Below are 26,155 nucleotides of genomic sequence, written 5' to 3'. Positions count from 1 at the left end.
GGTCTAGGCATCAAACACAAAAACCGCCGGAGTCCGGCGGTTTTTGTGTTTTAAAAGCATCCGTACTGCGACTTCCTCCCCGTCCGAAAAACCGGAGTTGGGGCCCTCGCCTTCCCGGTCGGTTATCATTGTTTAGACTCATTCTCGTCACCAGCTTGTCCAGCCGCCGTCGACAAACAGATTCTGACCGGTTATGTAGGAAGCGGTATCCGACAACAGGAACGTCACCGCACCCGCAATTTCGGGCGATTGGCCCACGCGGCCCAGTGGGGTTTTCTGCGCCAACCGCTCCACAAAAGCCGGTTCGCTTTGCTGGACCGTCGGATTCGGAAAGGGTCCGGGCGAAATGCAGTTGCAGCGCACCCCCTGCCGCCCCCAGTGAACAGCCAGGTAGCGGGTCATCTGAATGATGCCGGCCTTGCCAACGCCGTATTCAATCGGGTTTTTGTTCATTGGCGCTTCGTAGGCCGCCGGATCGGGCGACACGGAACCGTACATACTGGAGAACAGTACCATACTCCCGCGTCCTAACCGGGCCATCGCCTGCCCAACCTGACGGGCCAGCAGAAACGTAGCCGTCAGGCCCCCGTGATTCACCTCGTCAAAATCCTGTTCCGTGAGATCTTCCAGCTTTTTACCGGTCGATGCAAATGCCAGATTAACCAGGCCGTGCGGCACTCCCCGGTTTTCGATATGAGTCGCGACAAACTCCTCAATGGCTGCCCCCTGCCGAATGTCGAGGGAAGCCGGGGTTACCTTCGTACCCAAACCGGCCTGCTCCACAAAGGTGAAGGCCCGGTTTTCCAGATCGGCGCAGAGAACACTGGCCCCCGCAGCCTCCAACAACCGGACCGTGGCCTGGCCCAGGTAACCGGCTCCGCCAATTACCCAGATTTCTTTTCCGTGTAAACCGAAGGCGTTCGTGAATAAATCCATTATGAATTCAGGTAAACGATGCGACCGCCCTGCGCCAGGCTTTCCTGGGCGGCCAGCAGGGTTCGGATGATATTTTCGGTTTTGTCGAACGACAAACGCGGTTTATTTTCCTCCACAGAACGAACAAACTCGATCAGGTTATCGCGGAACATTCCGAACCAGTTTTTGACTTCGATCAGCCGCCAGCCGTCTTTGCCGAACAGCGAAATCTGGAAGGTCAGGGCAATGTCCATGAATAAATGTACCGTAGCCTGCAAGCCATCGGCAAATTCCAGATAGACTACATCACCCCCATCGCGCCCAACGTGCCGGACAGAAACCGGCGTCGGATCATCCAGCACCATAAACAAGCCCTCCAGCATATGAACGCCGTATTTGATCCAGTCCTTCTTGCCTACCGAGGTCGCCAGTTGCAGCTTCCCCAGGGCCGCAAATTCATTCTTCACCGCCCGCAGTTCGGTGGCGTAGCGCATCGACGAGCACGACATAATGAACTTGCCATTGGCGACCTGCTCCGAGAAATAGGCGAGATCGTTCCGGCTGCTTGCCAGCGGTTTGTCGATAAAAATCGGTACGCCCGCATCGATGAACGGTTTAGCCATTTCGACGTGATTTTCCGGATCGTCGCGGCCCAGAATAACCGCATCCACCTGACCGATGAGATCCGTCATTTCGTCGACCACGTGCTCGACCTGAACGGCTTTGGCTATGCTTTCCGAAATGGCCCGGTCCTGCGCCCAGACGTGCGTCACCTGCGCGCCCGGAATGCCCAGCAAATCGCGGTTGGCGGTCAGGTAGGCCGATACGCCGGGATACCCCACGCGGTTAATTTCGTCGGCGTCAAAAAAACCATTGATGATGGCCGACCACGAGTACGGGTGGGCGTTGCCCGGACTCATGCCAATAATTCCTAATTTTATCACAGTGGTACGGAATAAACCCGCGGCTTACACCCCGGGTTGTCAAAAAAATGGGTTAGTTGAAAATCGATCGCGGTTTAAACCGCTCAGGAAACAGCCCCTCGTTCGGACCTTCTAGCCTATCACGCGCACTAGCTGGCGGGCCAAACCGGTGGTGTCTATCGTCTTATTTGGATCGTTTTTTAATTTTCAAGATGGCGTAGGCCGCACTGGCGCGCAGATCCGCGAAGTCATGTTTGAGCAGCGGGGTTAAAACCGCCACATCGGCCGGCTGACCTTTTTCGGCCAGAGCCGCGGCCAGTTCCATGAGGTCTCCAACGGATCCCGATTGTTGGGCCGCCAGCATTTTGATCCGCAGCAGACGATACGGTTCCGACCGGGTTGCACTCGGAGACGCCGTGACCAAAGCCGCATGCACCAGGTTCAACTGAATGCCCGACGAAAGCGGTTCCGACAAAGCGGCTTCGGCCAGTTGCTTCCATTCGGAGCTGGTCAACCCGCCCAACCGGCGCAGGATAAACGCCCCCAGTCTCCGGGGTGCAGCCTCTTCCTGCCGATCCAGCGCCAGGGCCATAAATTTCTGGCGATTCGATGCTGCGGTTTGGGCGTCTGACAGCGACGCCCCCCATAAGGTGTACAGCGACAGCGGGCGGTTTTCGCCCGCGATGGCCCGGCGGGTCACATCGGCGTCAAGGGTCGTGGGTGAAATCCCCAGCTTCGCCAGGGTTTCGGCGGCATGAATCCGGTCGGGACCCACGGGGTCGGTAAACGCGTCGGCAATCTGATCGGTCCATTTTTTCTTTTCCTCCGGGGTGGCAGCCGCCTGGGCCAGGACCCGCCAGATGCCGATCCGGTATTGGGGTTTAGCCGCAAATTGCTGCAATTCGTTCAGGTAAACCACCTGGACCCCCTCGGGTTCACCAACCCACAGGAGAAATTCGGCCGCGTGGACTTTAATCCATTCTTTCTCGGTGCGGAGCAAATTTCGAAGTTCAACCAGGCACTGATCCTGCAAGGCATCGGTAGCTGGCGGATCGGCGGCTGGCGTTTCAGCACTAGTAATCATCATAAAAATAAGAAAAAGCAGAGTTCGAAGTTGGTTCATTGGGCTTAGTCGGTTGGAAAATGCGGAATCAATTGCCGGGCTGCGGCCCGGGCCACCGCCACCTCCGACATCGGAATGGAGCGGTACGGCCAGCGCATCCGGGTATCACCGGCGGACCAACCGCCCACAGCCGCCAGAAACTTGTCGCAGGCCGGATCGGAATAGTTCTGTTCCAGAATATACGGCAGAATATACCCATGCATAAACTGCTGAATGTCAGACTCCCAACGCAGGGCTTCGTCCAGGTCGGTTTGCATGAGTCGGTACCAATCCAGCGCCAGTTGCGGATGCAGGCAGGCGATGTTGGAATACGAACCGTGAGCGCCTTCCCGAAAACCGGTCGCCAGCCGGTGGCCCGGCACAAAAACCGCCAGTCGATCGGCCATGTGTTCCCGCATCTGCTGGTACCAAACCGCATCCCCTCCGCCCACTTTAACGCCCACGAGTTGCGGCACCGCGTCTTTCAGCCGACCGAATTGCTCCGGCGTTAACCGGACTTTGGCATGGCCCGGATGGTACAAGACCAGTCGCACTTCTGCCGAAACGGCAGCCATTTTCTTTAAGAATGAAATCATCTCGGCTTCGGTGGGCGGAAACCAGTCGGGCAGAATCACCTGCACCGCACCCGGTTCCTGCCGAACGGCCCATTTCAGCCGACTGAGCGAAATCCAGGGACTCATGTGGCTGACGCCGATCTGGAACGGTATTCCGGCCGCCCGACAGCGCCGGGCCAATATGCGGTTAATACGCCTGAACTCACTCTCTGACTGGTTGTAAAATTCACCCGCTGTGCCGTTGGAATAGAGGCCACTGATGCCAAATTCAAGGATTCGTTCGAGTCCCTGCTCCAGCCGCCCCAGGTCGATGGCTTCATCTTCATGGACAGGCAGCATCAAGGTTCCCCAGATACCACGAATATCGGCGGATTCCAGCGGACGGTGGGCGGATGCAGTTTTTGTCACCATCGGCACTAGTGGAGTTTGTCGAGCGGAACCTGGGCCAGGTAAATGGCCGATTTGCCGTCGTGGGTCGAATAATACGACACCCAGAGTTTATTCTGGTAAATCACCATGCCCGGGTAACTCGCGTCGCCACTGCTCGGAAAGGGAATCGTTTTGGTGATGTTGCCGCGCCGGTCGGTCAGATACAGCGCCATCTTGTTCGGCGACGCGTAATTCCGGGAGCCAATTACCAGCCTCTGGTCGTTCAGAAACAGGAAGTTAGGCCCGCCCAGCCGGATCGCCATTTTGTGGTACGCCCAGTTCGTATACGGTGCGTTGCTTTCCGCCATAACGCCCATCTGATCTTCCGATTCGCGCCGGATCAGGACATACATCCTGCCGGTTTTGTCGAAACGAACGGTGGCTTCGTTGGGCTTTCCGTCTACGTCGAAATCGGAGACTTTGTCGTACCGAATCCCGTCTTTGGTTTTCAGCAGGTAAATTACCCATTGATCATCGGTTACAACCTGATAGTCGATGGCGTACCCGATGCCGTTATGCCAGGTCGTTCGCCAGATCCAGTCTTTGGAAGGCGAAATAGCCGGGTCCAGCGTCGATTGCTGCGGGGCCGAAAAATTTGCACCCTTTTTATCCGAAAAGGAAACCATGGGCTTGATCCACTGCACCTTTACCTTTCCGTCCGTTGGTCCAAAAACCGCACCCGCCAGCGTCACCATCAGTCTCTTATCCGGTGTGATGGTCAGTTTGGGGTCGCGCAGATCAATTTTGGGAATGGCCAGCAGCGCGACGCTGGTCCAGTCTTTTCCGTCTTTGGATTTCAGCACGCGTATTTTGCCGCTGTTGGTCGTATCAACGTGGGTCAGACCTTCCCGAAACGTGCAGTAAAATTCGTTGTTGAACAAAACCAGGTCCGTAAACGCGCTGTGGGGCGGCTGATCCCAGATTTTGGTCACGCTCACGTAGTCGGGAAAAGGACCGTTCTGCGCCCAAATCGGCGCAGAACGGAAAACGGTTAGGGTTAGGAATAGCAGTAACTTTTTCATTGGGAGGGGCTTATTCTTCCGACTTTAGGTTCGTTTTGGATTTGAGCCAGAACAGCGTGGCTGCACAAATCAGCAGCAAAACCGTTGCGACCTGAAATAGCTGGCTGAAACTGACCTGCGCATCCCGCAACATCCCTCCGGCGTAGAGTCCAAATCCGCCCACGATGCAACTACCCAGATTCAGGATCCCGTAGCCCGTGGCACGGTACCGCTCGTCGGCAATCAGGCACAAAATCGGCATCATGTTCGTATCTACAAACACCCGTGTAAAAGCGTAGCAGATAAACCCTACAATGGCGACCACCAAAACCGGGGTGGTACTGGCCAGAAAAATGGCCGGGGCCGCAATGCAGAGTGCCAGGGCCGGGACCAGAATCCGGCCACGTGGGTTGCCCCGACTGATGCGGTCGGTGAGCGCCCCGCCCACGAGAACGCCCACCAGGGCCGCCGTGTGGAAATAGCCGGTGGCGTAGAGACCGGCCTGCGATTGCGACAGGTTAAACTGTTCCTGGTAAAAGGTTGGCAACCAACCCACAATCAGCCAGCCGACCACACCCAGTAATGCCCAGAACAGGAGCAACAGACTAAAGGCCGGTTTGCTGAACAGATTCCGGACGGCTTCTCCGAACCGCACCGGCTCCTCGGTGTTATGAACTACGGTTTCGGCTTCCACCGATTTGGGGGCATCGCGCAGGAAAAACGCCAGCACTACGGCATAGGCTATACCAACCAGACCGAAGACGCTAAAAGCCGCACTCCAATCGCGGTTTTCGGCAATCATGCCGCCCAGAAAACCGAGGCTCTGCCCCACCATGACCCCGGCAATGTGAATCCCCGTAGCCAGGGAGCGGGTTGCTCCGCGGTGGTAGTCGACAATGAGCGCCATAGCCGCCGGAATGTAGCAGGCTTCACTGATGCCCATTAACGCCCGGGTCGCCAGCAGTTCTTCAAAGGTGGTGGCATGGGCCGTCAGCCAGGTCACCAGCGACCAGACGAACAGACTCCCGATAATGACCCGGCTCCGGTTGAACCGGTCGGCCAGAAAACCGGCGTAGGGGCTCAGCAAACCGTATACCCAGAGGAAAACTGCCGTCAGTAAACCAAATTGCGCGTCGGTCATCGGAATTGCGGCCTTGATCGAATCACGCATGGTGGTGATCATGATGCGATCGAGGTAATTCAGGCAGCCGACCACGCAGAGCAGCGCCACGACCAGCCAGGCCCGGGCCGGAAGGACGGCGGTTTTCGGAGAAATCTCGATCGTTTCGGGTTTCATGATTGTTACGGTGGGTAATCGTTTACTTCAGTTCCAGAATTGATCCGGCAATGTGCCGGGTACCGTTGTTCAGGTTGTAATAATAGGTAACCAGCACCCGGTTTTTATCCAGTTGCACCGACCAGGGGTAACCAATATCGCCGTTGCCGCCATCTTCCCGCAGGACGATTTCAGGGGCGGTTTTATAATCGGTACATTCCGCGTTCAGGATGCGTGCCCGGATGCCATACGGTTTATGGCGATAGCCGTAAACGACCAGTACCCGGTTGTCGGGCAGCCGGTGCGCTTGCATGGGGTGTCCCTGAAAGCCCATTTTCTCCCACTTGAAGGTTTTTCCACCATCCGTCGAGCGGGCAATACACGCCTGATCGTCCATGTCGGCGGTGCGCAGAAAACCAATAATATCACCTTTGGGGGTTTCATAAGCCGATGCTTCATTGAAAGACGCCTTGTCATCAATGGCGACCACCCCCTGGTATTTCCAGGTCAGCCCCTTATCATCGGATACGATCAGGTGATTGGAGGTTTTCTTGGGTGAATTGGAATCGCTGGAAGCCACAATCCAGTAAATACGACCACTTTTGCCTTCGTATAACGCACCCCGGTTGTAGGCTGGCAGGGGTTCGCCTTTGTAGGCGCTGAAATTGATTTCCGGGGCAATGTGTGGCGGATAAATCGGTCCCTGCCAGGTTTTGGCACCGTCGGTCGAGCGAACCAGATAGCCGCCCAGGAAATAGGCATCGCCCCCTTTAAAGAACGGCTCTTTCAGGTTTTTAACCCCTTCGGGACGCAGGAAGGACCAGCCGTAACTGGCGCACAGAATCTCGCCGTTTTTCAGTTGCAGCAGGCAGGGGTCCTGCGAACCGCCGAAGGCGTGGGAATAAATCAGTTCCGGCTCTTTCGTCCAGTTTTCACCGTCTTTCGAGCGCAGGGCCACCAAATAGCTGTTCGGATCGACGTGGGAAGTTCCTTTTTCACCAAAAACTTTCCGGTCTGGTGCCCGCCGGAAGGCTAGAAAAAGCTCTCCATTCGGCTTTTTGATGATGGAAGGAAACGAAGCGTAAAACCGCTCGTCCTGATAAATGACGAAGTCTTTTACTTTCCGGGCTTGCGGTTTTGCTTCGCGCGGGGCCTCATTGGGTATAACAGGTTCTGGTTCCGATACGATTCTAGGGGCCATCGCCACAGAAGCGATGCAGGTCAGGAATAGCCAGAAGGCGGGCTTAAACACTTTTTTCATAGACAAAAGTTAACAAATTAAAAAAGCGGGAGCCAGACCGTAGTCCCCAAGCACTTTCGTACTGGCGGGTCCTGGCTCCCATTTATTTCCATTGGTAGCAACTCTCCGGCAGACCTTCAGACCTGGAACCGGGTCGATCAGCTAGTCTCTAGTCGGTCACACGAAGCAGCTTTAGCGGTACCCGGGCCAAATAGATGCTTGATTTTTTCTCGTGGCTTGAATAATACGCCACCAGTAAGGTATCCTTTTCTATCACCAGGCCGGGGTAACTATTGTCGCCACTGCTCGGTAACGTGATCGTTTTTTTAATATTCCCTTTCAGGTCCATCACATGAAGGGCTGTCGAAGCGCCTTTTGCTTCGTGGAAACGGGTCCCCAGAACAAAATGGTTCTTATCGAGGAAGAGGAAATTCGGACCACCGAGCCGGATATTCAGTTTCTCATAGCTCCAGTTTTGATAGGGCGGCAGACTGGCATAGAGCACACCCAGTTGATCTTCGGTTTCACGCCGGATTACGATGTACATCTTCCCCTTGGCATCAAACCGGATGGTGGCTTCATTGGGACTGCCCCCAACGGGCAGATCGGCTACCTTATCGAACCTCTTCCCATCCGTCGTTTTCAGAACCTGGGCATACATGTCACGTTTCCACTTGCCGTTGACGTCGGTGTACGTGATCGAATACATGACCCCGTAGCCAACGCCCTTATGCCAGGTTACGCGCCAGATCCAGTCCAGCGTGGGTTGGATTCCTGTCCCATACGTCACTTTTTGCAAGGGCGTGAAATTCTCGCCGGCCTTATCGGAAAAGGAAGCATAGGGCGTTAAGGTCCAGTAGCGACCATCCCGGAATTTCCCGGCGGCCACAATGGCCATGAGCGTTCCGTCGGGACGCACCGACAAGCGGGCCTCCCGGACGTCTTCCGTGTCGGATTCGAACAGGTTGACCGATTCCCACTGCTTGCCATCTTTGGAGCGAATGACGCGAACCTTCCCGTCGCTTTTATTGCTGACGTGGTCGGAGGCTTCGCGCACTGTGCAGTAATAATAATTCTTGAATTTGATCAGGTCCGGGAAAGCGTCGTGGGGGCTTTTATCCCAGATTTTGGTCACGCTGATTTCATCACTCTGCTGCGCATGAACGGTTGCGACGCCCATCAGCCCAAGCCAGAGCAATATGTATTTTCCTATTTTCATTCGTGGTTAAGGGGTTAGGAACGGGTAATCAATAACCGGGATTCTGCTTCACTTTAGGCTCCAGACTCAATACGCCGTTGGCGATGGGGAAAAGCAGCAAATGGTTCTGCCCTTTTTTGCTCTGCAGGTTCGGCACCAGATCGAAAGCTTTTCCGAATCGAACCAGATCCCACCAGCGTTTGCCTTCAAACAGCAGTTCCAGCAGGCGCTCTTTCAGGATGGCCTCGTCGTTCTGTTCCTTCGTACCGTTAACGAATACGTGTTTGCTGGCGTTTTCCTTATAGGCCCGTTGCCGCACCAGATTGATTTCGGTGGAGGGGTCCTGACCCAGTGCATTCTTGGCTTCTGCTTTCATCAGCAGAATATCCGCATACCGATACAGGATAATATCGCTCAGGAAGAGCCGGTTTCCACCCGTGATGAGCCCCTGGCCTTTCATCGTCAGCGTGGTGTAAAAGGTAGACTTCCCGCTGGCGTCGGTGGTATACACTTCGTGGAAACTGGCCTTTTTACGTGTATCATCCTCCGTAAACTGCTTCCGGACCAGATCCGTCACCACCAGCAAACCCTGTCCACCGCCCACGGGATTGATTATTTTCAGGGTTTCCGAGTCGGTATTGGCCGGTACGGCGCTGCCGATAATCCATTGACGCCAGAAGTGGTTATTGGCCGCTCCATCCAGATCCTGGAACCGAATGGCCATAACGATCTCTTTATTGCCTTTATTGGTATACTGAAACAGATCGCCATAGTTGGGCAACAGCGACACATCGGCTTTCTCGATTTCACCGATTGCGGCCAGTGCCGTCGTAAAATCCCCCTGACCACCGTTCAACCGCTTGGCCGTCCAGAGGTAGACGTCAGCCTTTACGGCCTGGGCCGCCGGTTTCGACCATTTGAAACGCCCGGTCGGGAAATTGTTATTGGGATAAAGTTGCAGGGCTTTGTCCAGATCGTCCTTGATTAATTTGAAGACGTCAGCCTGCGGAGAACGTTCTTTTACGGTTACGTCGGCGCTGGCACTTTCGGTTGGCTCCGTGCGGATGATCAGATCGCCCCAGGTTTTCGTCATGGCGAAATAGGTAAAGGCCCGCATCGTATAGGCCTGGGCCAGAATCGAATTCTTCGTAGCTTCCGAGTTGAACGTAATCCCCGGAACATATTTCAGAATCAGGTTGGCCGAGTTGATCACCGTATAATAAATCCGCCAATCCGTGTGCAGGGGCTGATCCGCACTCAGGGCATTGTGCAGCATATCGTTGCCACCGGTGCCATACACTCCGCCCTGGAAGATTTCGGAGCGTTGCTCACCGATCGCCGTAAGGGCATCTTCAATGGCGCGCAGGTTCACATACATCCCGTTCAGGGCGCCTTCGGCATCGTTCTCGGTTTTCCAGAACGAATTGTTGGTAATAACGCTGACCGGACTCACATCCAGGACGTTACAGGAAAAACAACTAATCAGAATAAAACTGATACTCAATACTATTTTAAGACTTTTCATAGCGCGTTCGATCAGAATGACAGTTTAGCTCCGAAAATGATATTCTTTGGCAGGGCATACCGCCCGTCGTCTTTTCCGCCTTCTTCCGGGTTAAGACCGTTGTACTTCGTGAAGTAATGAATGTTATTGAGCGTCACGTTGAACCGGAGATTGGCAACTTTGAACTTGCTCAGGAACGAGGTCGGGACTCCATAACTCAGGGTTATTTCGCGCAGGGCCAGGAAGTCGCCGGAACCATAATAAAGGGACGTACCACCCGTTGTTGTGCCGTCGAACAGGTTACGCTGTACACGCTCTCCCCCCCAGTAGGAACGGGGCAGTTCGGCAATGTCGCCCTGCTTTTTCCAGGAACGATCCACCATGTCCTGCGTCAGGTTGCCATCGGCATACATGTTGCCATCCAGAAACATTTTCGCCCAGTTGAAGATGGTATGCCCCGCCGTGTAATCCATCCGGACGTACAATGAGAGGTTTTTGTAGCTGACGGTATTAGCCATCCCACCCGTCCAGACCGGGAACTGATTGCCCATGTACGTCTTGTCGCGGGAATCGATCAGGCCATTTTTGTCGGCATCATAATATTCAACATCTCCTCCGTATTGCTTTTTGTTGTTTCCCACAATGTAGGTGGCAACCGGTCCACTCTGGGCGGCTTCATCGGTCGGATAGACCCGAACGAACTGACGATCATAGATTTCACCCATTCGGAGTCCTTCCTGCAAACCGCCTTTCCAGCGATAGTCCTGCGCGGCATCATCCCACACCAGATAACCACCCACGCGGTTATTTTCCGCCCCGTTATAGGGAAGCTTCAGAATCTTGTTTTTGGTCTTGGAAGCATTGAAGCTCAACTGCCACTGAACCGGCGAAGAGGGGCCTAACACCCGGGCGCCGAGTTCAAGGTCAAAGCCCCGGTTTTGCAGACTACCCAGGTTCGTCAATACGCTCGAAAAACCCGTTGAGTTAGGCAGCGGCAGGCTGGTCAGCAAATTATCAGTCACCCGGTTATAGACATCGGCAATCAGGGTTACACGGTTGTTGAAAAAGCCCAGATCGGTACCGATATTAAACGTTTTCGACTGTTCCCATTTTAAGTCCTTATTGGCAATAACGGTATTCTGAATGGCCGCAGCGCCGGCATATTTGGCGCCGACACCGTAAGCACCCTGGGCCGTAAAGTCACCCAAACCGCTGATATTCCCGTTGACCCCGTAACTGGCCCGGAGTTTCAACTGCGACCACGTATTATTCGACCAGCCCCAGAATTTCTCATTGTGCACATTCCAGCCCAGCGAAACCCCCGGGAAAAAGCCCCACTTATAGGCTTCGCCCAGGTTGGAAGCTCCGTCGTAGCGCATGTTGACCGAAACCAGGTACTTCATGTCATAATTGTAATTGGCGCTGGCGAAGTAGCCCATAATGACATGTTTCGAAATTGAACTGCTGACAGATACGGCTTCCCCGGAAGCGTTCAGCGTTGGAATTAAATCGGTTGACGCATTCCGGCCACTCGCGCTCAACGCGCTGTTTTTGCGGTCATAATACGCAAAACCGGCCCGGGCATCCAGGTTGTGCACCCGGTTAAAGGTCTTGTTGTAGGAGAAAACCCCATCCACCTGATACTGTAGCCATTTGGAACTGCTGGCCGATGCCACCCGGGAATCGACATACGCCGTGGGGCCATTCCAGTAACCCGGTTGGAAATTGTACGAGTTACCCGTCGTGTTATACATGGATACCAGCGGTTCGAACGCCAGACCGGGGGCAATATCCCACCGCCCGCCGAACGACAGCGTCAGTTTTTCGTTGACATTTTCGTTGACCCGCGTAGTCATCTGATACAGCGGGTTTCCGATCGCGTTGTTCGTGCCGGGCGCCAGGGTCCCATCTTCAAAATACAGCTTGGCGGTCGGAGCCAGACCCGCATTCCGGTAGAAAATAACGGCGGTGGAGCTGTAGGGCTCGTTATTGGAAGCCCGGGAATAGATGGCACTCGACGTTATTTTAAGATTGTCCCGAACTTTCAGTTCACCGCTCATATTCAGGCTTAACCGGTCATATTTCGTGGTGATGACCGTTCCATCGGCTTTCAGATAACCCAGCCCGACGTTGAAGGTCGATTTGTCATTTCCGCCTGAAATGTTCAGGTTGTGGTTATGTGAGAGGGCCTTTTGATACAGCAGCGACTGGAAATCGGTATCCTGAAAAATCAGGGTTTTGGTCGGGTCGGCGGGGTCGGGCATGCTCTGCCAGCCTTCGTTCAGTTTATGCTGGTTGGCCGGCGTCAGGTACTGCGTGGTAAAGGCCGTATTCTTGGTCAAATCGTTGCCCGTACCGTACCCCATGGGCAGCGTCAACCGCGACGCATAGCTGCCAAATTTGGCATCGTCACTAAAAACACCCAGGCGGTTGATGGTTAGATAGTCCCGGGCATTGGCCAGCTTATACAGTTTGCCCGGACGGGAGTCGGTCAGGTCATAGCTGTACGAAATCCGGGCCTGCCCCGATTTTCCCCGGCGGGTGGTCACGATAACTACCCCGTTGGAACCGCGGGCACCGTAGATGGCCGTCGAAGCGGCATCTTTCAAGACCTGCATGCTTTCGATTTCGTCGGCGTTCAGGTCGCTCAGATCCGTCCGGATAACCCCGTCGATGATGTACAGCGGGGCCGCTCCATCCGGGTTATTGATGGAGGTTCCCCCCCGGACGATTACTCGGGGTGCGGCCCCCGGCTGGCCCGACGTGCTCTGAACGCGAACGCCCGAAACCGACCCTTGCAGGGCCGAGGCCGGGTTCGCCATCGGAACATTCTCCAAGACCTTGTTGTCGATTTTACTAATGGAGGTGGTCAGGGTTTCCCGCGATTGCGAGCCGTAACCCACTACCACCACTTCGTTCAGCGTTTTACTGTCGCCTTTCAGGGTGACGTCCAGTACTGCCTGACCACCAACCGGGATTTCCTGGGATACATACCCCACAAAACTAAACACCAAAACCGCCCGGTCGTCGGGAAGGTTGAGTGTATACTGCCCATTAACGTCCGTGGTGGTTCCTGAAGTGGTTCCTTTCACCACAATGCTGACACCGGGCAGTCCTTCATTGCGCTCATCGGTAACTTTGCCCTTGACCGAGCGGGCCTGCTGGGCAGAAACCGCCAAGCTCCAACAAAGTAGGGCAACCAGCAAAAAAACGCGCTTTCCGATAAAAAAAGCAGGTAAAATTCTCTTTTTCATAGTATCCCAAATAGAAATTCGTGCCTAATTTTGACAAAAGCAAAAGTAAGTTTCGTCTCTATCGGAATCTGCTACTTTTATTTGTATTTGTAATACTATTTTTCAGAAAAGCCGTACCAGTACTTTTTTACCGTGCGAAAGTCCATCAAACGGCTACATTCAGCGTTCTGCGGTATTCACTAGGCGTCATATGTTTAATCTTTTTAAATTGCCGGTTGAAATTAGCCAGGTTATTGAACCCACTTTCGGCGGCTGCTTCCACGATATTTAAATCCTTTTCCGAGATCAATTTACACGCGTGGCCAATCCGGACGGTGTTCAGGTATTCGACAAACGAGACGCGGTAATGCTCCTTGAAAAAACAACAGAACGTCGTCAGGGCCATGTTGGCCACACTGGCAATTTCGGGAAGCGTAATCTCTTCCTGGAAGTTCTGCATAATATACTGGTTAATTTTCCGGAGGTGATCCGACGATTTGAGGTGCACATTCTGGACGTAACCGGGACTGGCCAGCATCTCATATTCAGCCGTATTTGCCAGGATATCAAAGATTTCCAACAAAGCCGAAAGCCGTCGCAGGCCATTCATGGAAATCATCCCCTTCATGATTTCCGTAATCCTGTCGCGTGTGGCCCCGGTCAGTTCCATGCCCCGGCTGGACCGCTTCAGAAAGTTTCGGAAGGCCTCCATCTCCGGAATCTCCATGAACGGTTTTCCCAGAAAATGGTCGACAAACTGTACCACAATGGCTTCGGCCTGATACCCGGCCTCGCCCTTTATAAACTCCGGATCGTTTACCCAGACGTGGGGTAGCGACGGCCCCATAAAGACCAGATCACCGGCGTCGAAATACCCGATATGGTCGCCCACCATCCGGCGACCGGTGCTTTTTAAAACCAGAACTAATTCGTATTCCGGGTGGTAATGCCAGGGACAAGGAAAAAATTGGCCAACCTCCTGAAAAACAATAAAAGATTTGTCATATTCTTGCGGTAACCGAAATTCAACTGTTTTCATGGCAAAAATGACTAATGATATAAAAGAGGTCCCTAAGTATACCGAAATTCCTGAATTCGGCGGAATGCTCTGAAAAATAGTATCAGAAATAGGATTAAAAGTAACAGAAATAGCAAACTCACACAACTACTTTTGTTGTGAGTTCGTGATCCGGTAAATCCGGATTTCCAACAACAACCTTTCTATCTGATTTTCACGCATGAGTAAAACTAAAGTGATCCATCCCGACCGCGACCCGGCCTTTGCAACCGGTGCCTATTCGGACGGAGTTGTTGCCGGTGGTTTCCTGTTTATCAGCGGACAGGCGTCCGTTGATTTTAAAACGTCCCAATTTGTGCTGGGAACGATTGAGGACGAAACCCATCGCACCCTGCAAAACCTCAAAGCCATCATCGAATCGGCGGGAGCAACGATGGACGATATTGTTAAGTGTACGGTTCACCTGGCTGATATTGCCGAATTCGACCGCTATAATGTAGTGTATGCCAGCTATTTTCCGGGTATTAAGCCCGCCCGGACCACCGTGCAGTCGGTGCTGGCCGAAGGATTGAAAGTGGAAATTGATTGCATTGTTAAACTCCCGGCCTGAAAATCGTTCGGCGAATGGACCAAATGATACAAACGAGTGAGATTAGTGTGGGCGTAGTAGGGTTAGGATTGATGGGGAGCAGTATTGTGGCCGCTCTCCTGCTGGCGGGTCATCCGGTGAAGGCCATTGCGCCCTTGCCGACCGAACTGGCCGATGCCCCCGAGCGGATCCTGAATCAGATTAAACACGGTAAGGAAGCGGATTTGCTGACGAAATCACCCGAAGCGTATATAAACCAACTGACGGTTTCGGGCGATTACAGCATTCTGAGCGACTGCCAGCTGGTGCTGGAGTGCGTCACAGAACGGCCTGCTATCAAGCAAACCGTTTATCAGAAAATAGCCGACGTGGTTAGCACCAATGCCGTGATTGCCAGCAATACCTCGGCCATTCCCATCAGCCAGTTGCAGCAGTACGTGCCGAATCCGGAACGGTTTCTGGGTATTCATTGGGCCGAACCGGCCTACATGACCCGGTTTATGGAAATTACCTGCGGTACGCTGACGTCGCTGGAGCGGGCCAACTGGGTGTTTGAACTGGCTCATTACTGGAAAAAAGAGCCCACCTTGCTGCGAAAAGACATTCGCGGTTTTGTAACCAACCGGCTGATGTACGCCATTTACCGGGAAGCCTTTCACCTGGTGGAGACGGGGGCGGCCAGCATGGACGATGTCGATAAAGCCTTCCGCTACGATGCCGGTTCCTGGATTACGATGATGGGCATTTTCCGGCGCATGGACTATACGGGGCTACAGGACTACCCCGAAATCTTCCGGCGTATTTTTCCGCTGCTCTCCAATTCCGATAACGTACCCGAGTTAATGAGACCACTGGTGGACAAGCAGTTACGCGGCACGCAGAGCGAGCAGGGCTTGTACGATTATACGGCCGAAGAAGCGAAGGAATGGGATCACGCTTTTGCGGTTTTTAACAAAGATATTTTTCAACTGGCCGCCCGGTATCCCTTCCGGACCGACCGGCGAATTGGCTAGATCCAACCATGACAACTTATTCCGAATCGGCGGCTTTGCTCAAAAGGGCCAAAAATGTGCTGGCCGGAGGGGTTTCCTCCGAATTTCGCAAATACAATCACCCGCACGCCATTTTCTATACGCACGGCAAAGGCAGCCGGATTTACGACGTCGACGGCAACGAATACCTGGATTTTACGCTGAGCCAGGGACCATTGCTCCTGGGGCATTCGCACCCGGAGGTGCTACAGGCCATTAACGACTATTCCGATCAGGGGCAGCTTTTTGCCGGACAGCATATCCGGGAAATTGAACTGGCCGAAAAACTGGCCGAACTGATTCCGTCGGCTGAACTCATGCGGTTTTGCCTGGACGGTTCGGAAGCCGTCCAAACTGCGTTCCGGGTCGCCCGCGCCAAAACCGGCAAGTCCAAATTTCTCCGGTTCGAAGGCCATTACCACGGCTGGCTCGACAACGTAGCCTGGGGCCTTTCGGCTCCTTCGGCCGAAGCGATGGGAGATCGGGAAAATCCGAATGTGTTTCCCTGGAGCGCCGGTCTGGCCGACCACGCCCGCGACGAATTTATCATCCTGCCCTGGAACGACCTGGAACTGGTGCGGAAAACCGTGGCCGAACATCACCACGAACTGGCCGCCATCATTACCGAGCCGATCATGTGCAACAACGGCTGTATTACCCCCCAGAAAGGGTTTTTACAGGGGCTGCGCGACCTCTGCGATCAATACGGTATCGCCCTCATTTTCGATGAAGTGATTACCGGTTTCCGGGTATCGCTTCGGGGCGCACAACACTATTTTGGCATCACACCGGACCTATCCATTTTTGCGAAAGCTATTGCCAGTGGCTACCCGATCAGCGCCATCGTTGGCAAACGGGAGTGGATGAGTTTGATCGAAGAGGCTAAGGTCATTCACGCGGGGACCATGAACGCCAGTAACCCAACCGTCGCGGCTGCCCTGGCGACGATTCAGGTGCTGGAGCGGGATCAACCGCATGAACGGCTCTATCGGTTGGGACAGAAACTGATGGCGGGACTGACGAAAGCCGCGGCTGAAACCGGCCAGAATTTGCGGGTGCAAGGCCTGGGGCCCATGTTTCACACCGGTTTTACCGATCTCGAAACCGTCACGGATTACCGGGCAACGCTGTCGTACGACAAAGCCAAGTTGGGTAAATTCATTGCAGCCATGCACGATAAAGGGGTTCGCGTGATTGGCCGGGGGCTGTGGTACATCAGTGCCGCCCATACCGAAGCCGACATCGACCACGCCATCCAGACTGCCCGCCAGGTGCTGGAAAGCATGGCAGTAGAAACAAGCAAGAGCTAGAAGGCGACTCATGCGAAAGCCTATTAACAAACAATAGTATGGGTAATATATCCGCGGAAAGAGACGCCATTTTGGTAACAGGCTGGGGCAAAGCAGCTACGGGAATTATTGCCTGCCTGCGGCAGGCCGGTCACCCTGTGGCGGTGTATACCAGCAACCGCTTTGAGGAAACCGAGTGCCGGCCAATTTCGCCCCAAACGATCACCATCCCAAAATGGGATGCATCGGTGGAGGTGATCGAACGGCTGGACGAAGCCGGTGATTTTAATCTGATTATTGTCTGTACGGACGAGAATGAGTTTCAGAAAAGGGCACAGATTCAGCAACTGGAAACAGTGGTTTCGCCGGATGCGTTGATTGCCATCAATACCGAAAGCATCCCGCTCAGTACGCTTCAGCAGGGAAGCCGTCATCCGGAGCGGATCATTGGCGCCAATTGGACCGAACCTGCCGATACGACCTATTTTCTGGAAATTATTGCCAATGAACAGAATGACCCTAAGCGGGTCGACGGTTTCTGCGAACAGGCGAAAGCCGGTTGGCAAAAAGATCCCTATGTGGTTCACAGCGACCGGGGCATTCGGACCCGTATGCTGTGCGCCATGATTCGGGAAGCCTTCTACCTGATTGAAGGGGGCTACGTTTCAGCCGAGGATGTTGACCGGGCCTGCCGCAACGACCCGGGGTATTACCTGCCGTTTGGCGGCCACTTCCGGTATATGGATTTGATGGGAACGTTTATCTACGGCGTCGTGATGCAGGACTTATTTCCCGAATTGTCCAAAGCCCGTCATATTCCCCGCTTTTTTGAAGACCTGGTGCAGAAGGGCGAATTGGGGATGGGTACCGGAAAAGGGTTCTATTCGTACGAAAAGGGAGAAGCGCAGCAGTGGGAATACTCCTTCCGGGAGTTCAGCCAGCAAATTCAGGAGCTGATCAGCCGTTATCCGTTCAATTACGAAGAAGTTAATCAATCCTCGGCGAATCATTCCATTGTCCAATGACTAGACGCCTGATTTTTGATGCCCACCTCGACCTGGCGATGAACGCCCTGGAATGGAATCGCGACCTTTCGCGGCCACTGGTCGAAATCCGGCAGCGCGAAATGGGAATGCGCGACAAGCCCGACCGGGGCAAAGGCACGGTTTGTTTGCCGGAACTGCGGAAAGGCGGCATTGGGCTGGTGGTGGCCACGCAGTTGTCGCGGGTGACGCCCTATGGCAGTTCGCTGCCCGGCTGGCATTCTCCGCAGCAGGCCTGGGCCATGACACAGGCCCAACTGATCTGGTACCGCGAAATGGAAGCCCTCGGCGAAATGGTGCAGATCACCAACCTGACCGAACTGGACAACCACCTGGCATTGTGGAATAACACCGAAATACCGGACGAGAAAAAACCAGTTGGCTACATTTTGAGCCTGGAGGGGGCGGATTCGCTGGTGGATATTTCGTACCTGCACCGGGCCTATGACTATGGTTTACGGGCACTGGGTTTGTCGCATTTCGGGCCGGGACGCTACGCGCCGGGCACAAAAATGGAAGGGCCGATTACGCCGTTGGGACTGGATTTGCTGAAGGAGATGGACCAACTGAACCTGATTCTGGACGTGACCCACCTGACCGACGAAGGCTTCGATCAGGCGCTGGATCTGTACCAGGGACCGGTTTGGGCGAGCCACCACAACGTGCGGGCCATTGTGCCGACCCAGCGGCAATTAACCGACGAGCAGATTCGTCGGCTTATTGAACGCGATGCGGTCATTGGCGGGATGCTGGACTGCTGGGCGATGGATATCCGGTTTATTGACACGGTGTCGGACCCCTGGCAATTGAACATCCGGCTGGAGCAGCTCGTCGATCACTGGGACCACATCTGCCAGATCGCCGGAAACAGTCAGCACGTAGCCATCGGCAGCGATCTCGACGGTATTTTTGGTACCGAACAATCGCCCTGGGATATGAATTCGATTGCGGATTTACGAAAATACGAAGATATTCTGGTCCGGCGCGGTTATCAGCCCGCCGACATCGACAACATTTTTCACGGAAACTGGCTCCGGTTTTTGCGCCGGGCCTGGCAATAACCCTTACCCATGAACGCAGCTTTTCAGGCCGGAGCGGCCCAGGTGGATATTACACCCCCGCTGGGAACGCTGATTAACGGTGATTTCATTACCCATTACGCCCGCTACATCCACGATCCGCTGTACACCAAAGCACTGGTACTGCAACAGGGAGATACGACTATCGTCCTCGTCATCGTCGATATTTGCGCCATGCCGAAGGATTTTCTGGATGAGGTAAAAGCCCGCATTCAGGCCGAAACCGGCATCCTTCCTGCCAACATTTTAATCTCCAGTACCCACACGCACGCGGCCGGCTCGGTGGCCAGCCTGCTGCTGGGCGCGGCTGATTTGCCATACCGACAGAAGCTGCCCGGTCTGATTGTTGAATCCGTCAAAGCGGCTTTGCAAAATCGGCGTCCGGCAAAAATCGGATTTGGCGCGGTGGACGTGCCGGAACACGTGGTTTGTAGGCGGTTTTTCATGAAGGAAGGCTATCGGGCCCTCAATCCCGTCACGGGCGGACTCGATGGGGTGAAAACCAATCCGTTCGGCGACGAGCACCAGATTGATCGCCGGGTTGTTCCCGTTGACCCGCAGGTTGGTTTTCTGGCTGTAAAAGGACTGGATAATCAGTGGATTAGCGTACTCGCCAACTATTCGCTGCACTACGTCGGCGATTGGGAAAATGGCACCATCACGGCGGATTATTTCGGCGTGTTCTCCGACGAAATCGGTCGGCTCCTGGGTGCAGATTCGCGTTTTGTCGGCATGATGAGTAACGGAACCAGCGGTGAAGCCAACATCTGGGATTTTCTGGACCCCGATCGCTACCCGAGAGAGCATTTCGCCAAAAGTGAACTGATCGGCAAAGACATCGCCAGAAAAGTGTGCGACGCCCTGCAAACCGTGGCCTGGCAGGAAAACCCGGCTTTGTCGGCCCGGTATGCCGAAGTGGAAGCGGGCGTCCGAAAACCGTCGGCGGAAGAACTGGAAGCCGCTAAAAAGCTGGTTGCCGAAACGTACTACGAAACCATTCAGCAGGTGGATATGGACGTGTTGCGCCGGATTTACGCCCGCGAACAGGTCTTGCTGAATGAATATCCGGACACGATTTTGTTCCCGGTGCAGGCCCTCCGGATCGGTACCGGCCAGATTGGGGCGTTAGGCGGGGAGTTTTTTGCCGAAACCGGCCTTCGACTCAAGGAAAACCGGGCATCCTATTTTACAATTACGATGGCAAACGGGTATATCGGTTACATTCCGCCCGCCCACGAAATCGAACGGGGCGGCTACGAAACCTGGCGTTGCCGAACCAGTTTTCTGGAATTGGGTGCCGAAGAAATCATTCGGAACCGGCTGAACGAATTGCTATAACCCAGGACCAAACGCCCGGTTTATTCGGCATAAACAGACAACAATAAACAATTCCTAACCTTTAATCTGCGATGGAAACACCAGACAAACAAGCCCTGAAAGAGTCGTTCCGAACCAATGGGTATGTTTTCCTGCCCGGTTTTTTATCACCCGAAGAAGTGCGTGAACTGGATGAAAAGGTTACGAATTTTATCCGTTCAACCGCCCAGACTCTGCCCGTCAATCATATCTTTTACGAAGACAAAAACGATCCAACGACCTTAAAGCAGCTGATTGACATGCAGCGATATGACCCGTATTTTGAGGTCATGCTGCACAACAGCAAGTTCAAGCAACTCGCCGAATTTCTGCTGGAAGACGCCGTGATTCCTAAAACACTGGAATATTTCAACAAACCGCCCAAAATCGGTAAACCAACGCCCCCGCACCAGGACAATTATTATTTCATGCTCAAACCGGCGGAAGCCGTGACGATGTGGCTGGCGCTGGAAGACGTTGATGCCGAAAATGGCTGCGTTCGGTACGTGACCGGTTCGCACCTTCACGGGGTTCGTCCGCATGGCCGAACCCAAACGCTCGGTTTCTCGCAGGGAATTACCGATTTCTGGAACGCCGACGATCAGGCCAACGCCGTGGCCTTTCCGGCCAAACCGGGTGATCTGCTGATTCACCACTCGATGACCATTCACTGGGCCGAAGCCAACCGGAGTGAAACCCGTACCCGCAAGGCTATCGGGTTTATTTACTGGGCCGAATCGGCGCAGGAAGATACCGAAGCCAAAGCGGCTTACCAGCAAAAATTAAAAGCCGAATTGAGTGTATAAAATGGTGATCGAAGCGCCTGTTATCGGACACAGTACGTACCAGTACCGGGTTTTTCCCGATTGGGGGAAACTCGATCCGGTCACTCACCCGGTGAACGATTGCCACGAAATGGTGATCGACGCCAGCGGGCGGCTATTTCTACTGACCAACGAAGTCAGAAACAACATCCTGATCTACGACCGCTCGGGCCGGTTGCTAGACAGTTGGGGCACGACCTATCCCGGCGCACACGGATTAACGCTTTCGAACGAAAACGGGGAAGAATTTCTGTTCATCACCGATATTGAACGTCATCAGGTCATCAAAATGACGCTTCAGGGCAAAGTGGTGATGGTGCTGGATTATCCCCGCGAAATCAGTCACTATACGTCGCCAGAGCAGTTTCTGCCCACACAAACCGCCATTGGCCCAACTGGCGATCTATACGTCACCGACGGATACGGGTTGCAATACGTTATTCAATACACCAGCCGGGGGGAATACATCCGGCATTGGGGTGGACGCGGTGATGCGAACGAGCAGTTTGACTGCGTCCACGGCATCGCGCTCGACACCCGAAAACCGGACCAGCCGACCCTGTTGATCACCTCCCGGAATCACAATACGCTCAAGCGGTTTACGCTGGATGGAAGCTATCTAAGTACCATTTCGCTGCCCGGTTCGTTCGTCTGCCGACCAGTCATTCACGGTCCATTGGTGTATGCTGCGGTTTTTCGCTCGATAACCAACCGGAATTTTGGCTCCGGTTACATCACCATTCTGGATGAAAACGATCGGGTTGTTTCGACGCCCGGCGGTACAGAACCGGTTTATCGCGCGGGTCTATTACAACCGCAATCCCAGCAAAATCCGGTTTTTATTCATCCCCATGACGTTTGCATCGATGCGGACGAAAATGTTTACGTTTGTCAGTGGAATGCCAACAAAGTGTATCCTATGCAACTGAAGCGGGTGTAACAAGCTACTGCTCTTTTGCTAACCCAAACTAGAAAAGCCAGACGGGCGGTTTAGCCCAAAATGAAATTCTGCTATGAAAATGCGTGAAAGCCGGGTATTGAAGAAGTTACGAGCCGGTGAAGTGGTGAGTTGTTTAAAAGTGAATTTTGGCGACGGACAGGTTTCTGAACTGGCCGCCATGGCGGGATTTGACTGCCTCTGGGTCGACCGTGAGCACCTTGCTCAGGATTGGTCGGTAGTGGCTACGCACGTCTGGGCTGCGAAAGCCCACAATACAGACGTCATGGTTCGGGTGCCGCGCGGCAGTTATAGTGACTATGTAAAACCGTTGGAACTGGATGCGGCCGGTATTATGGTACCGCATTGCATGGGGGTGGAAGATGCCCGAAACGTCATTAAAATGACTCGCTTTCACCCGCTTGGGATGCGGGCCATCGACGGTGGTAATGCCGACGGGTTATATACGAACCTGGATTTCAACGAGTACCTCCAGCAGGCCAATCAGCAACGGTTTGTGGTCCTGCAAATCGAAGACCCCGAACCGCTGGACGAACTGGACGAAATTGCCGCGCTGGATGGGGTGGACATGCTGTTTTTCGGCCCCGGTGATTTCAGTCAGGCCATTGGTGCCCCCGGTGAATGGAACCACCCGAAGCTCGTGGAGGCCCGCAAACGGGTCGCGGAGGTTTGCCGGAAACACGGCAAGTTTGCCGCCACCACCGGCAGCATCGACCGGCTGGAAGAATTTGTCAGTATGGGCTATCAGTTTGTGAGCGTGGGCGCCGATGTGGTGGGCATGAGTACCTATTGTCACAGTCTGGTCAGCCGGTTTAACAACGAAACGACAACGACCCAACCAGTGCAGGGCGGTTACAAATAACATGAGAAAACGCGTTTTAGGAGCCACCGGCATCACGGTTTCCGAACTGGCGTTCGGGGGTGTAGAGATTGGATTACCCTACGGTATTGGCGTGAAAGGCGCGGAGGATATGCTTTCCGAGACGGAAGCGATCCAGCTGCTCCATGCAGCCACCGATTCGGGCGTTACCTTTTTCGACACCGCCCGGCTATACGGAGCCAGTGAAACCATCATGGGCAAAGCTTTTCGGGACCGGCGCAGCCAGGTGGTAATCGGCACCAAATGCCGGCACCTGCGGGACTGCAACGGCGAACTTCCGGACGGTGATGCGCTGAAAAAGATCATCAAAACGTCGCTGCTGGAAAGTTTAACGGCTTTACAGACCGATTACGTGGATGTTTTCATGCTCCATCAGGCGGATCTGGGTATTCTGGCGAATGAAGACTTGCCCCGGATTTTTGCTGATTTAAAAGCGCAGGGCGCTATCCGCAGCACGGGCGTCTCCACCTATTCCGTCGAAGAAACGCAGAAAGCCATTGAAAGCGGGGTGTGGGATGTTATTCAATTGCCTTTCAACCTCATGGACCAGCGGCAGGCGGCTTTGTTCGCGCAGGCCCGGGAAAAAGGCGTCGGCATCGTCATTCGGTCGGTTTTGCTGAAAGGGCTGCTCACCAGCAAAGGCCAGCAATTGCACCCGGCCCTGGTTGACGTGGAAAACCACATTCGACGGTTTGACGAGTTGGTTCAGGAACCGGTTCCGGATCTGTCCACGCTGGCGATTCGGTTTGCGCTGGCTTTTCCGGAAGTGTCGTCCATTCTGGTCGGGATCGACAAACTGACGTACCTGCACCAGGCGCTGGCGGCCGTCAATGGACCGGAATTATCGACTGAAACCGCCGAACGGGCTAAAAAGCTGGCGTACCCGGACCCCGCCTTTCTGGACCTTCCGCACTGGGACCGGATGGGCTGGTTAACGTAGCGGTTTTCTTTAAAAACACGTATTTCTATGCATGTCAAAGACTTATTGAGCTTAAAAAATAAAGTTAGCCTGGTAACGGGCGGAGCCGGTAACTACGGCAAGTGCATCGTAGAAGGACTGGCCGAAGCCGATTCGACAGTTTTAATGGCGTCCCGAAATCTGGCCGCCGGGCAGGAAGTAGCCGCCCGGTTTCAGGCGCAGGGTCTGGATGTTCACGCGCTGCAAGTCGATCAGGGCGATCCGGCTTCGGTTCGGGCGCTGAAAGAACAAATCCGTTCGCAGTTCGGAAGGCTGGACGTTTTTATCAACAATGCGGTTTCGCGGCCGATGAAAGGCTATAATGCGCCCATTGAGGACTTTGCCGAGTCAATGCGCGTCAATGCGACAGGGTCGATGGATATTCTGCGCGAAATGGCCGATCTGATTGTGGAAAGCGGAGGGGGCAGCATCATCAACATCGGCTCGATGATGGGAATGTTCGGCCCTGATTTATCCAATTACGAAGGCACCACCATGGGCACTCCCCCACCCGACTATTTCTTTCACAATGCTGGTTTACTCAACTTAACGAAATACATGGCGCAGGTGCTGGCCGGGAAAAACGTACGGGTCAACTGCATCAGCCCCGGCGGTTTGTTCAATAATCAGCCGGAGCGGTTTCTGGAAAATTACACCAAAAAAGTGCCGCTGCGTCGCATGGCCAACAACGACGACATCAAGGGCCTGATCGTGCTCCTGGCGTCGCAGGCCGGTGCCTACATCAATGGAGAGAACATCCTGATGGATGGTGGGCTTAATGCCTAAACCTGTGTTTTTTTCGTACCCCGACCGTTGCAGAATGGTCGGGGTATAAAACCGCTTCTCTTACGGAATGTATTTCCCTTTCCGCAGCATCTCGGCCCACTTCTGGTAACCGGCCAGCGTCAGGTGAACGCCATCCCAGGTGTATTCTTTCCGAAGTTTCCCGGCTTCGTCCACAAAATGAGCGTGAAGGTCAATCACTTCAAACCCTTCGCGGGGCGCCATTTCTTTCAGCGCCTGGTTCAGATACTGGATATTTTTCTCCTTGTTGTAGTGATTTTTTAGTTTCTGGAAAGTATCGTTGGTCGGCAGCAGGGTCTGGAAATAAATCCGGGTTTTGGGGGTTCCGGCTTTCAACCGGCGCACCATCCGGCGGTAATTCTCCAGAATAACATCATCCGGAATCTGACGGGCGAGGTCGTTGATGCCGATCAGGATAAACACTTTCGCGGGTTTTCCGTCAATCACCTCGTCCAGACGCTCCAGAACACCAAAGGTGATATCGCCCGGGATACCCCGGTTTTTATACCGAAGGTCACCCAGTAAATCGTTCCAGGCCGCCCAGAACGTAATGCTGTTCCCCAGAAATACGATGTCCATGCGGGAATGGGGCAGCGAACGAAAAAGCTCGACCTGCGCTTTATACACATCGGGCCGGGCCGTGCTGTCCCATTTTACCTGCTGGGCGAAGGTTGCACTGTTCCAAAGCAGTACCAACCCAATGAGTAAGGTGTATTTGTGTCGTTTTTGAATCATTGTATTCATTTGTGATCGATCAAGCTCACCGGTTGAACGGGGCCGAAAATTACCATAAAACAGTATCTGCTACGGACCGGCTAATTGAGCCGGTATTAATGCATTCAGGAGGGTCTTGCCTCGGAGAAACCGTCCGACATTTTGTAGAAAAATGGACTACCCGCGCACTCCCGAATCTGCTCTGTCGGCAAGGGC

Annotated in this window: 24 protein-coding genes; 11 read left to right on the top strand and 13 right to left on the bottom strand. The window is 54.0% G+C overall.

Translation table 11 applies throughout. The annotated features are described in order from the left end of the window. Window positions 1-3: 3 nt before the first annotated feature. The 12 genes from ACFPMF_RS08290 to ACFPMF_RS08235 all read right to left on the bottom strand — a co-directional run bounded on the left by ACFPMF_RS08290 (window position 4) and on the right by ACFPMF_RS08235 (window position 14,435). Window positions 4-129 (bottom strand): hypothetical protein, encoded by a 126-nt coding sequence (locus tag ACFPMF_RS08290; protein WP_379843035.1) that lies wholly within the window; start codon window positions 127-129, stop codon window positions 4-6. Between the two features lie 18 nt (window positions 130-147). Continuing rightward, window positions 148-936, bottom strand: coding sequence for an SDR family oxidoreductase (locus ACFPMF_RS08285; RefSeq protein WP_379843033.1), 789 nt, complete (start codon window positions 934-936; stop codon window positions 148-150). Next, window positions 936-1,859 carry a Gfo/Idh/MocA family protein gene (locus tag ACFPMF_RS08280; RefSeq protein WP_379843030.1) on the bottom strand — a complete coding sequence of 308 codons (924 nt, stop codon included), beginning with the start codon at window positions 1,857-1,859 and terminating at the stop codon, window positions 936-938. Before ACFPMF_RS08280 ends, ACFPMF_RS08285 begins: the two co-directional genes overlap by 1 nt. A 163-nt stretch (window positions 1,860-2,022) precedes the next feature. Further along, window positions 2,023-2,925: a hypothetical protein gene (locus ACFPMF_RS08275; protein ID WP_379843027.1), complete on the bottom strand. Its 903-nt coding sequence runs from the start codon at window positions 2,923-2,925 to the stop codon at window positions 2,023-2,025. A gap of 41 nt (window positions 2,926-2,966) precedes the next feature. After that, window positions 2,967-3,926 carry a dihydrodipicolinate synthase family protein gene (locus ACFPMF_RS08270; protein WP_379843024.1) on the bottom strand — a complete coding sequence of 320 codons (960 nt, stop codon included), beginning with the start codon at window positions 3,924-3,926 and terminating at the stop codon, window positions 2,967-2,969. A 5-nt stretch (window positions 3,927-3,931) separates the two neighbouring features. After that, window positions 3,932-4,966 (bottom strand): hypothetical protein, encoded by a 1,035-nt coding sequence (locus ACFPMF_RS08265; RefSeq protein ID WP_379843022.1) that lies wholly within the window; start codon window positions 4,964-4,966, stop codon window positions 3,932-3,934. Window positions 4,967-4,976: 10 nt separating this feature from the next. Continuing rightward, window positions 4,977-6,242: an MFS transporter gene (locus tag ACFPMF_RS08260; protein WP_379843019.1), complete on the bottom strand. Its 1,266-nt coding sequence runs from the start codon at window positions 6,240-6,242 to the stop codon at window positions 4,977-4,979. A 22-nt stretch (window positions 6,243-6,264) separates the two neighbouring features. Then, window positions 6,265-7,482, bottom strand: coding sequence for a sialidase family protein (locus ACFPMF_RS08255; RefSeq protein WP_379843017.1), 1,218 nt, complete (start codon window positions 7,480-7,482; stop codon window positions 6,265-6,267). A 148-nt stretch (window positions 7,483-7,630) separates the two neighbouring features. Then, on the bottom strand, window positions 7,631-8,680 hold the full coding sequence (locus tag ACFPMF_RS08250; RefSeq protein ID WP_379843015.1) for a hypothetical protein: 1,050 nt from the start codon (window positions 8,678-8,680) through the stop codon (window positions 7,631-7,633). Window positions 8,681-8,708: 28 nt separating this feature from the next. Continuing rightward, the gene (locus ACFPMF_RS08245) at window positions 8,709-10,184 is read right to left on the bottom strand and encodes a RagB/SusD family nutrient uptake outer membrane protein (RefSeq protein WP_379843012.1); all 1,476 of its coding nucleotides are present in this window, start codon (window positions 10,182-10,184) and stop codon (window positions 8,709-8,711) included. Between the two features lie 11 nt (window positions 10,185-10,195). Beyond that, window positions 10,196-13,417, bottom strand: coding sequence for a SusC/RagA family TonB-linked outer membrane protein (locus ACFPMF_RS08240; RefSeq protein ID WP_379843010.1), 3,222 nt, complete (start codon window positions 13,415-13,417; stop codon window positions 10,196-10,198). Between the two features lie 145 nt (window positions 13,418-13,562). Next, window positions 13,563-14,435, bottom strand: a complete 873-nt coding sequence (locus ACFPMF_RS08235) for an AraC family transcriptional regulator (RefSeq protein WP_379843007.1) — start codon at window positions 14,433-14,435, stop codon at window positions 13,563-13,565. A gap of 199 nt (window positions 14,436-14,634) precedes the next feature. On the opposite strand from ACFPMF_RS08235, the gene ACFPMF_RS08230 reads away from it, so the two are divergent. The 11 genes from ACFPMF_RS08230 (at window position 14,635) to ACFPMF_RS08180 (ending at window position 25,207) form a co-directional block, all read left to right on the top strand. Then, entirely contained in the window at window positions 14,635-15,024 is a 390-nt protein-coding gene (locus ACFPMF_RS08230; protein WP_379843005.1) for a RidA family protein, read from the top strand. A gap of 14 nt (window positions 15,025-15,038) precedes the next feature. Next, entirely contained in the window at window positions 15,039-16,016 is a 978-nt protein-coding gene (locus ACFPMF_RS08225) for a 3-hydroxyacyl-CoA dehydrogenase family protein (RefSeq protein ID WP_379843002.1), read from the top strand. A gap of 8 nt (window positions 16,017-16,024) precedes the next feature. Then, complete coding sequence (locus ACFPMF_RS08220) at window positions 16,025-17,344, top strand: aspartate aminotransferase family protein (RefSeq protein ID WP_379842999.1); 1,320 nt, start codon at window positions 16,025-16,027, stop codon at window positions 17,342-17,344. Window positions 17,345-17,382: 38 nt separating this feature from the next. Further along, window positions 17,383-18,348: a 3-hydroxyacyl-CoA dehydrogenase family protein gene (locus ACFPMF_RS08215; protein ID WP_379842996.1), complete on the top strand. Its 966-nt coding sequence runs from the start codon at window positions 17,383-17,385 to the stop codon at window positions 18,346-18,348. Then, window positions 18,345-19,427, top strand: coding sequence for a dipeptidase (locus ACFPMF_RS08210; RefSeq protein WP_379842994.1), 1,083 nt, complete (start codon window positions 18,345-18,347; stop codon window positions 19,425-19,427). Before ACFPMF_RS08215 ends, ACFPMF_RS08210 begins: the two co-directional genes overlap by 4 nt. A gap of 9 nt (window positions 19,428-19,436) precedes the next feature. Then, complete coding sequence (locus ACFPMF_RS08205; RefSeq protein WP_379842992.1) at window positions 19,437-20,783, top strand: hypothetical protein; 1,347 nt, start codon at window positions 19,437-19,439, stop codon at window positions 20,781-20,783. A 71-nt stretch (window positions 20,784-20,854) separates the two neighbouring features. Further along, entirely contained in the window at window positions 20,855-21,607 is a 753-nt protein-coding gene (locus ACFPMF_RS08200; RefSeq protein WP_379842989.1) for a phytanoyl-CoA dioxygenase family protein, read from the top strand. Window position 21,608: 1 nt separating this feature from the next. Continuing rightward, entirely contained in the window at window positions 21,609-22,565 is a 957-nt protein-coding gene (locus ACFPMF_RS08195) for an NHL repeat-containing protein (RefSeq protein WP_379842987.1), read from the top strand. Window positions 22,566-22,638: 73 nt separating this feature from the next. Beyond that, window positions 22,639-23,445, top strand: coding sequence for an HpcH/HpaI aldolase family protein (locus ACFPMF_RS08190; protein ID WP_379842985.1), 807 nt, complete (start codon window positions 22,639-22,641; stop codon window positions 23,443-23,445). A gap of 1 nt (window position 23,446) precedes the next feature. Then, a complete protein-coding gene (locus tag ACFPMF_RS08185) occupies window positions 23,447-24,403 on the top strand; it encodes an aldo/keto reductase (RefSeq protein ID WP_379842983.1) in 957 nt (318 codons plus the stop codon). Window positions 24,404-24,430: 27 nt separating this feature from the next. Further along, window positions 24,431-25,207, top strand: coding sequence for an SDR family oxidoreductase (locus ACFPMF_RS08180; RefSeq protein ID WP_379842980.1), 777 nt, complete (start codon window positions 24,431-24,433; stop codon window positions 25,205-25,207). A gap of 60 nt (window positions 25,208-25,267) precedes the next feature. Here the strand turns inward: ACFPMF_RS08180 and ACFPMF_RS08175 are convergent, their stop codons facing one another. After that, on the bottom strand, window positions 25,268-25,960 hold the full coding sequence (locus tag ACFPMF_RS08175) for a GDSL-type esterase/lipase family protein (RefSeq protein ID WP_379842978.1): 693 nt from the start codon (window positions 25,958-25,960) through the stop codon (window positions 25,268-25,270). Window positions 25,961-26,155 lie beyond the last annotated feature (195 nt).

The organism is Larkinella bovis (assembly GCF_042655385.1).
GTDB classification, from domain to species: domain Bacteria; phylum Bacteroidota; class Bacteroidia; order Cytophagales; family Spirosomataceae; genus Larkinella; species Larkinella bovis.
Note: the sequence above shows the minus strand (reverse complement) of the source record. Positions and strands in the feature narration are given on the sequence as shown.

Excerpts from the sequence above, each read along its gene's own strand:
- ACFPMF_RS08230 (WP_379843005.1), top strand. The coding sequence starts at position 14,635 with ATGAGTAAAACTAAAGTGATCCATCCCGACCGCGACCCGGCCTTTGCA.
- ACFPMF_RS08205 (WP_379842992.1), top strand. The coding sequence starts at position 19,437 with ATGAACGCAGCTTTTCAGGCCGGAGCGGCCCAGGTGGATATTACACCC.
- ACFPMF_RS08215 (WP_379842996.1), top strand. The coding sequence starts at position 17,383 with ATGGGTAATATATCCGCGGAAAGAGACGCCATTTTGGTAACAGGCTGG.
- ACFPMF_RS08255 (WP_379843017.1), bottom strand. The coding sequence starts at position 7,482 with ATGAAAAAAGTGTTTAAGCCCGCCTTCTGGCTATTCCTGACCTGCATC.
- ACFPMF_RS08200 (WP_379842989.1), top strand. The coding sequence starts at position 20,855 with ATGGAAACACCAGACAAACAAGCCCTGAAAGAGTCGTTCCGAACCAAT.
- ACFPMF_RS08180 (WP_379842980.1), top strand. The coding sequence starts at position 24,431 with ATGCATGTCAAAGACTTATTGAGCTTAAAAAATAAAGTTAGCCTGGTA.
- ACFPMF_RS08190 (WP_379842985.1), top strand. The coding sequence starts at position 22,639 with ATGAAAATGCGTGAAAGCCGGGTATTGAAGAAGTTACGAGCCGGTGAA.
- ACFPMF_RS08220 (WP_379842999.1), top strand. The coding sequence starts at position 16,025 with ATGACAACTTATTCCGAATCGGCGGCTTTGCTCAAAAGGGCCAAAAAT.
- ACFPMF_RS08245 (WP_379843012.1), bottom strand. The coding sequence starts at position 10,184 with ATGAAAAGTCTTAAAATAGTATTGAGTATCAGTTTTATTCTGATTAGT.
- ACFPMF_RS08265 (WP_379843022.1), bottom strand. The coding sequence starts at position 4,966 with ATGAAAAAGTTACTGCTATTCCTAACCCTAACCGTTTTCCGTTCTGCG.
- ACFPMF_RS08275 (WP_379843027.1), bottom strand. The coding sequence starts at position 2,925 with ATGATGATTACTAGTGCTGAAACGCCAGCCGCCGATCCGCCAGCTACC.
- ACFPMF_RS08175 (WP_379842978.1), bottom strand. The coding sequence starts at position 25,960 with ATGATTCAAAAACGACACAAATACACCTTACTCATTGGGTTGGTACTG.
- ACFPMF_RS08285 (WP_379843033.1), bottom strand. The coding sequence starts at position 936 with ATGGATTTATTCACGAACGCCTTCGGTTTACACGGAAAAGAAATCTGG.
- ACFPMF_RS08240 (WP_379843010.1), bottom strand. The coding sequence starts at position 13,417 with ATGAAAAAGAGAATTTTACCTGCTTTTTTTATCGGAAAGCGCGTTTTT.
- ACFPMF_RS08225 (WP_379843002.1), top strand. The coding sequence starts at position 15,039 with ATGGACCAAATGATACAAACGAGTGAGATTAGTGTGGGCGTAGTAGGG.
- ACFPMF_RS08260 (WP_379843019.1), bottom strand. The coding sequence starts at position 6,242 with ATGAAACCCGAAACGATCGAGATTTCTCCGAAAACCGCCGTCCTTCCG.
- ACFPMF_RS08250 (WP_379843015.1), bottom strand. The coding sequence starts at position 8,680 with ATGAAAATAGGAAAATACATATTGCTCTGGCTTGGGCTGATGGGCGTC.
- ACFPMF_RS08210 (WP_379842994.1), top strand. The coding sequence starts at position 18,345 with ATGACTAGACGCCTGATTTTTGATGCCCACCTCGACCTGGCGATGAAC.
- ACFPMF_RS08290 (WP_379843035.1), bottom strand. The coding sequence starts at position 129 with ATGATAACCGACCGGGAAGGCGAGGGCCCCAACTCCGGTTTTTCGGAC.
- ACFPMF_RS08185 (WP_379842983.1), top strand. The coding sequence starts at position 23,447 with ATGAGAAAACGCGTTTTAGGAGCCACCGGCATCACGGTTTCCGAACTG.
- ACFPMF_RS08235 (WP_379843007.1), bottom strand. The coding sequence starts at position 14,435 with ATGAAAACAGTTGAATTTCGGTTACCGCAAGAATATGACAAATCTTTT.
- ACFPMF_RS08195 (WP_379842987.1), top strand. The coding sequence starts at position 21,609 with ATGGTGATCGAAGCGCCTGTTATCGGACACAGTACGTACCAGTACCGG.
- ACFPMF_RS08270 (WP_379843024.1), bottom strand. The coding sequence starts at position 3,926 with ATGGTGACAAAAACTGCATCCGCCCACCGTCCGCTGGAATCCGCCGAT.